This window comes from Intrasporangium sp. (assembly GCF_035280925.1).
GTDB lineage: Bacteria > Actinomycetota > Actinomycetes > Actinomycetales > Dermatophilaceae > Intrasporangium.
Window position 1 is genome coordinate 1 of record NZ_DATEEY010000231.1, and the last position, 9912, is coordinate 9912.

A 9912-nucleotide genomic window follows, 5' to 3' on the forward strand; every position below is an offset into this window, starting at 1 on the left:
GAATGGGTCCCGAACCACGTCTTTGCGCCCGGACGTCGGTGTTTTGCGTCGTCAGCCGGGGGTAGACGGCTGCTGCACGCACGACGCCACCACGATCCCAGCGCCGCCCTGACCAGCCCCTGACCCCTGACCCCTGCCCCCTGACGAAGGACGTATCCAGGATGCCCACCATCGGCTTCCACTGCTCGCACGAGCAGATTCCCCCGTCGCAGCTCCTCGAGGACGTCAAGCACGCCGAGGCGGCGGGCTTCACCGCCGCCATGTGCTCCGACCACCTCGAGCCGTGGAGCACCGACCAGGGCCAGTCCGGCTATGCATGGTCCTGGCTGGGCGCCGCCCTCAACGCGACCACGCTGCCCTTCGGCGTGGTCACCGCACCGGGCCAGCGCTACCACCCGGCGATCACCGCGCAGGCGATCGGCACGCTGGGCGAGATGTTCCCCGGCCGGTTCTGGGCGGCCCTGGGCTCCGGCGAGGCGGTCAACGAGCACGTCACCGGCGACACGTGGCCACGGAAGGAGCTGCGCGACCGCAGGCTCATCGAGTGTGCCGACGTCATCAGGCGCCTCCTCGAGGGCGAGGAGGTCTCGCACGACGGGCTCGTCACCGTGGACCGCGCCCGGGTGTGGTCGCGGCCCAGCCGCCGTCCGGACCTCGTCGCTGCGGCCGTGACCCCGGAGACGGCGGCGCGGGCGGCGGACTGGGCCGACGGCCTCATCACCGTCAACCAGCAGGAGGGCGGCGACCGGCGTGCGCTGACCGCCTACCGTGACCAGGGTGGCAAGGGGCAGGCCCGGTTGCAGCTCCACGTGAGCTGGGCGCCCTCCGAGGACGAGGCCGTCGAGATCGCCATGCAGCAGTGGCGAAGCAACGTCTACGGCGCCCCCGTGGCCTGGGACACGAACTCCGTCGAGGCCTTCGACGAGCTCGGCCGGCACGCGACAGAGGACGACGTCAGACGCGCCGTCCACGTGTCGAGCGACCTCGAGGCACATGCGGCCCGCATCCGGCAGGCCTTCGACGAAGGCTTCGACGCGGTCATGGTGCACTTCGTCGGCACGGAGCAGTCACGGTTCATCGACGCCTTCGGCGCCCAGGTGCTCCCGCAGTTCGCCACCGCTGACCTGATTGGACGGAGTACATCGTGAGCAGCAGCATCGGAGAACGCGCGGCCTCGATGGTGAGGAATGACGACAAGGGCGGTTTCCCACCCCAGCAGCAGGACCCGCCGGGCCTGACGACCGAGATGGAGCCGGTCCCCGACCACGGCGAGGAGACCTACGAGGGGCACGGCCGGCTCGCCGATCTCAGGGCCCTCATCACGGGAGGCGACTCCGGCATCGGCCGGGCCGTCGCCATCGCCTACGCCCGTGAGGGGGCCGACGTGGCGATCAGCTATCTCGAGGACGAGCAGTCCGATGCCGAGGACACGGCGTCCTGGGTGCGCAGGGCCGGCCGCAACGCCGTCCTCGTCCCCGGCGACCTCACCGACCGCGAGACCTGCGACCGGGTGGTCGCGGACGCCGTGGCCGGGCTGGGTGGCCTCGATGTCCTTGTCAACAACGCGGGCTTCCACTGGGACAAGGGCCCGGGCGAAGGCTTGGAGGGCCTGACGGACGACAACATCGAGCGGGTCATGCGGACCAACCTGCATGCCGTCCTGTGGCTCTGCCGGGCCGCGCTCCCACACCTCCAGCCGGGGTCGTCCATCATCAACACGACCTCCATCCAGGCCTACGACCCGTCACCGGCACTGCTCGACTACGCGGCGACCAAGGCGGCGCTCAACAACCTCACCGTCAACCTCGCGCAGTCCTTGGGTCCCAAGGGAATCCGGGTCAACGCCGTTGCGCCGGGCCCGATCTGGACGCCCCTGCAGCCGGCGACCCGCGAGACCGAGAAGATCGAGACGTTCGGGTCCGACACGCCGCTGGGCCGGGCCGGCCAGCCCGGCGAGGTGGCCCCGGCCTTCGTCTTCCTCGCATCCCCGTCGGACGCCAGCTTCGTCTCCGGGACGGTGCTCGGGGTGACGGGAGGCCAGGCAGTCTTCTGACCAGATGTGGCCGTATGCCGCTGAGCTCGCTCCCAGCGCGGGCCTGCGTGGGGAGCGGGGGCGTACCCTCGATTCAGCTCCCTCGAAGGGGAGGTGGATGGATGGCAAGGACGGTTGGCGTCGAGGAGGAGATGCTCCTCGTCGACGTTCGCAACGGGCGGCCGCGGTCGGTGTCCGGACAGCTCGTCCTCCGTGCTGCGCTGAACGAGCAGCCGGTCGCCGGCCTCGGCGTGCGTGGGGCCCTCGAGGGCGAGTTCCAGCAGCAGATGATCGAGACGCACACCGCGCCCGTCGAGTCGCTCGACGACCTCAGCAGGGAGGTCCGCCACTGGCGCGGCGAAGCGAGCTCGGCCGCGCGGCAGGTGGGTTCGGCCGTCGCCGCCCTTGCGACATCCCCGTTCCCGGTCACTCCCGTGCCTGTCGAGTCCACCCGCTACGCATGGATGCACGAGCGCTACCAGATCGTCGCCCGCGAGCACCTGACCTGCGGGCTGCACGTGCACGTCGCCGTCGACTCGGACGAGGAGGGGGTCGGCGTCCTGGACCGGATCCGCGTCTGGCTCCCGGTGCTGCTGGCCCTGAGTGCGAACTCGCCATTCTGGAACGGCGATGCCACCGGCTTCGCGAGCTGGCGCTCACAGTCTTTCGGTCGATGGCCCTCGAACGGGCCGACGGAGCTCTTCGGCTCGGCGGCGGCCTACCACCGGATGGTGCGCAACCTGACGATGTCCTCCGTCATCCTCGACGAAGGGATGGTCTACTTCGATGCGCGGCTGTCCCAGCACTACCCGACGGTCGAGATCCGCGTGGCGGACGTCTGCCTGCGGGCCAGTGACTCCGTCCTGGTCGCAGCGCTCGGCCGCGGCCTCGTCGAGACGGCAGCTCGCGAGTGGGCCCGGTCGGTCGAGGCGCCCGCGGTGCCAACGACGCTGGTGCGGTTCGCGACCTGGCAGGCCGCGCGCGAGGGCGTCTCCGGCCGGCTCCTCGACCCCTTCACCCTGCGCCCGCAGCGAGCCTGGGACGTCGTCGACCGGCTCGTCGAGCACATCCGCCCGGCGCTGGGCGAGGCCGGCGACGTCGAGGTGGTCAAGGAGGGCCTCGAACGGGTCCGCACCCGCGGCAACGGCGCCCAGCTGCAGGAGCGCACGAGGGAGCGGACGGGGCAGCTCATCGACGTCGTCGCCCGCGCCGTACGGGTCACGGCCGGGCAGGAGGAAGAGGACTGACCGATGGCTGGCACGGCGGACGAGTACCCGGGCGCGGAGCCCTTCGTTCCCCACAGGCCGACGCTGCGCCGCCTGCGTGAGGCGGTCGACGGCTGTCGCGGCTGCGACCTGTACCGCGACGCGACGCAGGGAGTCATGGGCGACGGGCCAGTACCCGCACGGCTCATGCTCATCGGCGAGCAGCCGGGGGACAAGGAGGATCTCGCCGGCCTGCCGTTCGTGGGGCCGGCGGGACGGCTGCTCGACCGAGCGCTGGGGGAGGCGGGGATGGAGGCGGGTGACGCGTTCCGCACCAACGTCGTCAAGCACTTCCGCCACGTCGACAAGGGTGGCAAGCGGATCCACAAGACGCCGGTGCGCTGGCAGGTAGCGGCGTGCGAGCCCTGGCTGCTCACCGAGCTCGGGCTCGTCAAGCCCGAGGTCGTCGTGATCCTCGGCAGCACGGCGGGCCAGGCGATCTACGGTCCTGCGTTCCGAGTCGGTGAGGCGAGAGGCAGGCCGCTCGAGTGGCCGGGAGGCGACGCGACCGGTGAGCCATCGGGCTTCGCCGGTCTGTCACTCGACCCGCCGCCAGTGGCGGTGGCGACCGCGCATCCGTCGTCGGTCCTGCGCTCGCGGCAGCGTGAGGTGGACCGTGCCGCTCTCGTGCGCGACCTTGCCGTGGCGAAGGACCTGCTGGACCGCCGCTGAGGGCGGGAGGGCTGGGTCGCCACGTCGCGGGCCAACGAGCAGAGCGGCATACCCCTTCATCCGTCGCTCACTCGTCACGCTCCCACGGTGCCTCTTCTCCCCACTTGGCGTAGTACTTGGCCAGGTGGCTGCGGACCCGGTCGCGGTCTCGCGCCGGCAGGTCGACTCCGCCGCGCGAGCCCTGCATCACCGCGGCGGCTGCCATGACCCCACGGGGCACCGCCTTGAGCCGGCCATCCACGACGTCAGCGATGAGCAGCTTGTAGGCGGTGAAGTTGTCCTTGTTGTCGGAGTCGTACCAGACGTGGGCGTCGCGGTACTTCTCGTTGGGGCCGTCCTCTGCGGCGGCCCAGGTCCTGACGCGGCGCTCAGCGGCGTCACCGTCCCATTCCCGGTCGCGGTCGGCGAGGGGCAGGTCCTGGAAGCTCGTCACGCTCACGACGACTCCTTTCGCGCAGGTTGGTGCGTTCCGTGCTCGTGTTGCGCCGTCTACCCGCGGGGGAGCGTGCCAAACGGTCGCCGACGAAGGTGAACGGCGCCCACCCAGACTTCGCTTTCGGGGGGGTCGGTCGGGAGAAGTGTTCGTTTGTGTGGTGGTCGCGTGAAGCGCTTCCCCGAGAAGGTTGAGACGGCTTCACGAGCGGTTCAACCACGAGCTGACTCCGTCACCCGCACACGCAGGAGATGAGTCATGTCACGCATGAAGTCCGTTACCCCCACCACCAACCCCAGCCCGATCAGCCGCCGACGTGGCCGATTCGTCGAGAGGGACCGGAAGGCGGAGGAGCTGCTCCTCGAGCTCTCGCGTACAAAGAACTGCGCGGAGCGCGAAAGGCTCACCGAAGAGATCGTCCGGCTCCACCTCGACCTCTGTGACGGGGTTGCAGCACGATACGCAGGGCGCAGCATTCCGACCGAGGACCTCGTCCAGGTCGCACGGCTCGCGCTCGTCGTCGCAATTCGGCGGTACCAGCCGGGACCCGGCACGTCGTTCATCGGCTACGCGCTCCCGACGATCTCGGGCGAGCTGAAGCGGCACTTCCGGGACCACGGCTGGATGGTCCGCCCGCCCCGCCGGCTCCAGGAGCTCGGCCCCGTGCTGCGTCTCGCACGTGAGCACTGGGAGCAGGAGCACGGCACCAGCCCCACCGCCACGGACCTCGCAGAGGAGGTCGGGGTCGACCCCGACCACGTGGTCGAGTGCCTGTCCGCGGAGCACAGCTACCATCCGCTGTCGCTCGACCTCACCTTCGGCGACGACGAGTCGCGCTCCCTCGCGGAGAGCCTCGCCGAGCCCCAGGAGGAGCTCGAGTCGGCCGCTGACCGCGTCTCGCTGTCCGCCGCCTTGGGCAGCCTGTCGCAGAAGGATCGTGAGCTGCTGCAGATGCGCTTCGTCGACGCGATGACGCAGAAGGAGATCGGTCTCGCCCTCGGCGTGAGCCAGATGCAGGTGTCCCGCCTCGTGCGTGCGGTGCTCGAGAAGCTGCGCGCACAGATGGGTGTCACGGTCGACGAGGTCCGCGACGCCGTCGCCGCCTGAACCCGGGCCGGCCTCGGTCGGTCGGGAGAGCCGCGTGAACGCGCCGACGACGTCGGCGCGTTCACCGCGTCCGGGAGCAGAAGAAAGGCAAGGCTCTCCCACCCCATTGTGGGCGCTGCTGGGGTATCGTCAGAATGTCGGTGAGCCGGAGACGGCTGCTGATGGGTCAAACCATGGGCCCTCGGACACGTCAGCCTCGGAGTTGAACATGTCCTCATCGCTCGCCATCACGAGCACCATTCGCAAGGTCGCCTTCACGACGACCGACCCGGCCGAGATCGAGCAGATCTGCGCGGAGGAGCTCACCGTTCCGCTCCGCCTGATCGGCTGTCCGGACGGGTACTACTTCTCCCTTTCCCACACGGATGCCGGTCGCTTCTCCATCGACGTGGTCACCACTGCCGGAGTGTCGGCCGAGGTACGAGCAGCGGACCGTGCAGAGCCACCCGCTTCCGTCCTCTTCGTCACCGGTGAGCGCGGGCTGCTCACCTACGAGGCCAAGGCGGCGGGGATCCGGGAGCAGGTCGGGCCCGGTGAGTCCGTCTGCATCGTCTGGGACACCCGGGGCAGTCGAGTTGACTGGACCGGGGACGAGCCCCGGGCGCGCGGCGTCCGCATCGACCTTGGTCTGCTCCGAGACGTCGCCGCCGCAACGACGGGCGTTCGGGACCTGGTGTTCACCGGCACGCGCCCGGTCAGCCAGGCGGCCGAGCGCCACTGGCAGGAGACCGTCGACCACGTCGCCAGGACCTTGGCGGGCGGGTCCGGTGGCCCGGTCAGTCCGCTCGTCGTCGGGGAGTCGGCGCGGTTCCTCGCAGCCGTCGCCCTCTGCACGTTCCCCAACTCGACGATGGAGGCGGTTCGCGTTGGGGCCGATGCCCCGCGGGACCTGCCGATCACGGCCGAGACGGTTCGGGATGCGATCTCGTTCATCGAGGAGCACGCGGACCAGGACCTCACCGCCGGTGACATCGCCGCAGCGGCCGGGGTGACGCCACGGGCCATCCAGCTCGCCTTCCGGCGCCATCTCGACACGACGCCGATGGCCTACCTGCGCCGGGTGCGTCTGGCGCGGGTGCACGAGGAGCTCGAGCTCGCCGGTCCGCGCGACGGTGTCACCGTCACCGCGGTCGCCTCGAAGTGGGGCTTCAGCGGGTCGAGCCGCTTCACCTCGTACTACCGCGAGGCCTACGGCGAGCCTCCGAGCCAGACGCTGGCGAGCTGAACGCACTCACGCTGGAGTCAGCCTTTCCCCGTCCTGGGTGCTGGCGACGGGAACCGAACGTCCTCGAGCGGCCCGCCGTAGAACCACCACGTCAGCCCGACGACGACGCAGACATGGACGATGGCTGCTGCCACGCCAACCACGACGGTCCACGCCGTTGAGGCCCCCGCCGCATCGGCGATGAGCGCCCCGAGCGTTCCCGCCACGAGGGTGTTGACCACGAACAGGAAGAACGAGGTGCTGCCGATGATGATGGCCGGGAGGTGCCGCTGACGGCCCAGCGCCAGGGTGTGCAGGTGGCCGGCATCGTCGTCATGCGTCGAAGTGGTCAGGAACGGGGTGATCTCCGGCGCCAGCTGGACGTAGGCGTTGCGCAGCCGGTTCATCGCTCGGACGAGCTGGACATCCTCCTGAGTCGCTGAGTTCACGCGCAGGCTGGTCAAGGATCCCAGGATGAGAGCGGTGGCGGCGAAACCGATGGAGAGGACCTGGAACGGAGGGCCGAATCCGGTGGCCTGCGCGACAAGCGCGAGCACGACGAGGAAGGCTGACAGCACGGTGAGATGGATCGTGATGCGGCTCATCACCTCGTTCCAGGTCATGCTCCGGGTGCCGAGCAGGCTCCAGTGCTCCGTCGCGAGAATGGTCGCCACCTCCGGGCGCAGTCGGACGGCCTCGGTGCTCGCCGGCACGGACGTCTCCGGCTGCGAATCGATCGACATGGCCCCTCCTTGGTTCGCGTCCCCCTTGGGTTCAGTGTCCGCCGGTGAGCCGCCACGGCCTAGCCTGAGCGGGTGGAGCTGGAGTTCAGCGGCGAGATCATCTGGTGGCGGGGTCCCTCGCCGTTCCACTTCGTCCCCGTGCCAGACGAGGAGTCGGCCCAGATCGAGGCGGCGAAGGGGCTGGTCACCTACGGCTGGGGCGTCATCCCGGTGACGGCGCGGGTCGGCCGGACCGAGTTCACGACCTCGTTGTTCCCCAAGGATGGCCGGTTCCTCGTGCCACTCAAGGACCGCGTTCGGCGGGCCGAGGCGCTCGAGCTCGGCGACGTCGTCGAGCTCCGCCTCACGATCGATGTCTGACGCGGGCACGGAGGCCGGTTACGCGGGTGAGCCGGCTCCGGAGCGGCTCAACCTCGCCGAGCTGGTCATCGCCCGGGCCGCCGCGGCGGCACCCGATCGCGTCGCGCTGGTCGTCGTCACCGACGCCACCGCATCGGCCGAGGGGGCAGAGCGCTGGACCTTCGGTGAGCTGGACCATGCCGTGCGGTCGGTCGCCGCGGGGCTGCTCGATGAGGGACTGGAGCCGGGTGATCGGCTCGTGATCCGCCTGGGCAACACGAGCGACTACGCGCTGCTGCACTTCGGGGCCATGGCCGCCGGCATCATCTCGCTGCCGACCTCGCCGCAGCTGACGCCCGACGAGGTCGGCTTCCTCGTCGAGGACTCGGGCGCTCGCGCCGTCGCCATGAGTGACGCCCTCGCCGTCGACCTCCCGCCTGCGGTCTCACGGGTCTCGCCCGACGACGTGGCCCGCTGGCGCGTGGAAGCCAGCCCAGCGGCATACGGCCTGACCCGTGACGACGACCCGGCGTTCCTCGTCTACACGTCGGGAACGACCGGCCGTCCCAAGGGAGTCCTGCACGCGCACCGCTCGGCCTGGGGACGGCGGCCCATGCACGACGCGTGGCTCGGGCTGCGCGAGGGGGACGTCCTGCTGCACGCGGGTGCCTTCAACTGGACGTATACGCTTGGTGTGGGGCTGACCGACCCGTGGTCAAACCAGGCAACGGCGTTGATCTACAACGGCGCTCGCGATCCCGGCGTGTGGGCGCGGCTCATCGAGGCGCACCGGGCGACGATCTTCGCGGCGGTGCCGGGCGTGTACCGGCAGCTGTTGCGCAGCGCGGCCCTGGAGGCGGCCGACCTCTCGTCCCTGCGGCATGGCGTCACTGCCGGCGAGGCGCTCCCGCCAGCGCTGCTGGAGGAGTGGCGCGAGCGCACGGGACTCGAGCTGTACGAGGCGCTCGGCATGAGCGAGGTCTCGACGTTCATCTCGTCCGGGCCGGGGACGCCGGTGCGGCCGGGTAGTCCTGGGCGGCCGCAGCCCGGCCGGTGCGTCACCGTGCTGCCGGTCGACGGTGGCGAGGCGCCGCTCCAGCCCGGTGAGACGGGGCTGCTCGCCGTCCACCGTACGGATCCAGGGCTGATGCTCGGCTACTGGCGGCGCCCGGAGGAGGAGACGCAGGTGCTGCGCGGTGACTGGTTCGTCGGGGGTGACCTCGTCGAGATCGGCGCCGATGGCTACCTCACCTTCCACGGGCGCGCGGATGACGTCATGAACGCCATGGGATACCGGGTGTCGCCGCTCGAGGTCGAGGACTGCCTCGCGCGACATCCCTCCGTCGCCGAGGTCGGTGTGACGGAGGTCGAGGTGCGCCCGGGAGTGCGCATCATCGCGGCGTTCGTCGTGCCACGTGACGCCGATGACCCTGATGACGTGGACCCCGCGGCCCTGCTGGCCCATGCGGCCGGCCACCTCGCGGCGTACAAGCGGCCGCGCGAGATCGTCTACGTCGATGCCCTGCCTCGGACCGGCAACGGCAAACTGCGACGCCGCGACCTGCGACGCCTCATCCACTGACGGCGGCCGACCGGGTCAGTCCGGCCCGGGAGCCTCGATGACGGACAGGACGTTGCCCGCGGGATCGGTGAACCAGGCGATGAGGGGGCCACCACCGCGGAAGATCCCCCTTGGATCCGTCTCGACCGGCGTGCCCTCGTATCGCTCGAACGTCACACCGCGGGAGGTCAGCTGGTCGACGGCCGACTCGATGTCGTCGACCGGGAAGTTGAGCACGGTGTACGTCGCTGGCTCGTGGTTGTCCTTGGGATAGAGGAGCACGGTGTTGCCGCCGGCGATGCGGAGGGTCAACATGCCGTTCTCCTCGGTGGCGTCCAGCCCCAGAGTGTCCGCGTAGAAGGCTCGTGCCGCAGCGACGTCGTTGACCGAGAACCCGCTGAAGGCCTTGGTGTCACGAAACATGTTGTCACCTTTCGTCGGTCGCTCCAGTACACGCCATCCCGCGACTGATGTCACCAGTCAGCGGATGTGGAAGATCTCGACGGTGTGAGGGGTGTCCACCAGAGTGTGCGGAGCGAGGGCGTGGTAGGCCCAG

At 70.2% G+C, this 9912-nt stretch carries 11 protein-coding genes; 8 read left to right on the forward strand and 3 right to left on the reverse strand.

Going from position 1 to position 9912, the window contains the following annotated elements; translation table 11 throughout:
• The first annotated feature begins 161 nt into the window (after positions 1-161).
• From VJN29_RS20260 to VJN29_RS20275, 4 genes are all read left to right on the forward strand, one after another.
• Entirely contained in the window at positions 162-1148 is a 987-nt protein-coding gene (locus VJN29_RS20260) for a TIGR03885 family FMN-dependent LLM class oxidoreductase (protein ID WP_324145451.1), read from the forward strand.
• Between the two features lie 29 nt (positions 1149-1177).
• Entirely contained in the window at positions 1178-2053 is an 876-nt protein-coding gene (locus tag VJN29_RS20265; RefSeq protein ID WP_324145461.1) for an SDR family oxidoreductase, read from the forward strand.
• 101 nt (positions 2054-2154) lie between these two features.
• Positions 2155-3279: a glutamate--cysteine ligase gene (locus tag VJN29_RS20270; protein WP_324145452.1), complete on the forward strand. Its 1125-nt coding sequence runs from the start codon at positions 2155-2157 to the stop codon at positions 3277-3279.
• A 3-nt stretch (positions 3280-3282) separates the two neighbouring features.
• Positions 3283-3969: a UdgX family uracil-DNA binding protein gene (locus tag VJN29_RS20275; protein WP_324145453.1), complete on the forward strand. Its 687-nt coding sequence runs from the start codon at positions 3283-3285 to the stop codon at positions 3967-3969.
• 67 nt (positions 3970-4036) lie between these two features.
• On the opposite strand, the gene VJN29_RS20280 is transcribed toward VJN29_RS20275, so the two are convergent.
• On the reverse strand, positions 4037-4408 hold the full coding sequence (locus VJN29_RS20280; RefSeq protein WP_324145454.1) for a hypothetical protein: 372 nt from the start codon (positions 4406-4408) through the stop codon (positions 4037-4039).
• Between the two features lie 252 nt (positions 4409-4660).
• Between VJN29_RS20280 and VJN29_RS20285 the strand changes: the two genes are divergently transcribed.
• Both VJN29_RS20285 and VJN29_RS20290 read left to right on the forward strand, forming a co-directional pair.
• Complete coding sequence (locus VJN29_RS20285) at positions 4661-5509, forward strand: sigma-70 family RNA polymerase sigma factor (protein WP_324145455.1); 849 nt, start codon at positions 4661-4663, stop codon at positions 5507-5509.
• 208 nt (positions 5510-5717) lie between these two features.
• Positions 5718-6734, forward strand: a complete 1017-nt coding sequence (locus VJN29_RS20290; RefSeq protein WP_324145456.1) for a helix-turn-helix transcriptional regulator — start codon at positions 5718-5720, stop codon at positions 6732-6734.
• A gap of 17 nt (positions 6735-6751) precedes the next feature.
• Here VJN29_RS20290 and VJN29_RS20295 read toward each other — a convergent pair whose 3' ends face one another.
• On the reverse strand, positions 6752-7456 hold the full coding sequence (locus tag VJN29_RS20295; RefSeq protein WP_324145457.1) for a hypothetical protein: 705 nt from the start codon (positions 7454-7456) through the stop codon (positions 6752-6754).
• Between the two features lie 72 nt (positions 7457-7528).
• On the opposite strand from VJN29_RS20295, the gene VJN29_RS20300 reads away from it, so the two are divergent.
• Both VJN29_RS20300 and VJN29_RS20305 read left to right on the forward strand, forming a co-directional pair.
• Positions 7529-7816, forward strand: coding sequence for a DUF1905 domain-containing protein (locus VJN29_RS20300; protein ID WP_324145458.1), 288 nt, complete (start codon positions 7529-7531; stop codon positions 7814-7816).
• Positions 7809-9377 (forward strand): acyl-CoA synthetase, encoded by a 1569-nt coding sequence (locus VJN29_RS20305; protein ID WP_324145459.1) that lies wholly within the window; start codon positions 7809-7811, stop codon positions 9375-9377. Before VJN29_RS20300 ends, VJN29_RS20305 begins: the two co-directional genes overlap by 8 nt.
• 15 nt (positions 9378-9392) lie before the next feature.
• On the opposite strand, the gene VJN29_RS20310 is transcribed toward VJN29_RS20305, so the two are convergent.
• The gene (locus VJN29_RS20310; protein WP_324145460.1) at positions 9393-9779 is read right to left on the reverse strand and encodes a VOC family protein; all 387 of its coding nucleotides are present in this window, start codon (positions 9777-9779) and stop codon (positions 9393-9395) included.
• Positions 9780-9912 lie beyond the last annotated feature (133 nt).

What these genes read in the sequence shown, in the direction of transcription:
- VJN29_RS20260 (WP_324145451.1), top strand. Translation starts at nt 162, where the DNA reads ATGCCCACCATCGGCTTCCACTGCTCGCACGAGCAGATTCCCCCGTCG.
- VJN29_RS20265 (WP_324145461.1), top strand. Translation starts at nt 1,178, where the DNA reads ATGGTGAGGAATGACGACAAGGGCGGTTTCCCACCCCAGCAGCAGGAC.
- VJN29_RS20270 (WP_324145452.1), top strand. Translation starts at nt 2,155, where the DNA reads ATGGCAAGGACGGTTGGCGTCGAGGAGGAGATGCTCCTCGTCGACGTT.
- VJN29_RS20275 (WP_324145453.1), top strand. Translation starts at nt 3,283, where the DNA reads ATGGCTGGCACGGCGGACGAGTACCCGGGCGCGGAGCCCTTCGTTCCC.
- VJN29_RS20285 (WP_324145455.1), top strand. Translation starts at nt 4,661, where the DNA reads ATGTCACGCATGAAGTCCGTTACCCCCACCACCAACCCCAGCCCGATC.
- VJN29_RS20290 (WP_324145456.1), top strand. Translation starts at nt 5,718, where the DNA reads ATGTCCTCATCGCTCGCCATCACGAGCACCATTCGCAAGGTCGCCTTC.
- VJN29_RS20295 (WP_324145457.1), bottom strand. Translation starts at nt 7,456, where the DNA reads ATGTCGATCGATTCGCAGCCGGAGACGTCCGTGCCGGCGAGCACCGAG.
- VJN29_RS20305 (WP_324145459.1), top strand. Translation starts at nt 7,809, where the DNA reads ATGTCTGACGCGGGCACGGAGGCCGGTTACGCGGGTGAGCCGGCTCCG.
- VJN29_RS20310 (WP_324145460.1), bottom strand. Translation starts at nt 9,779, where the DNA reads ATGTTTCGTGACACCAAGGCCTTCAGCGGGTTCTCGGTCAACGACGTC.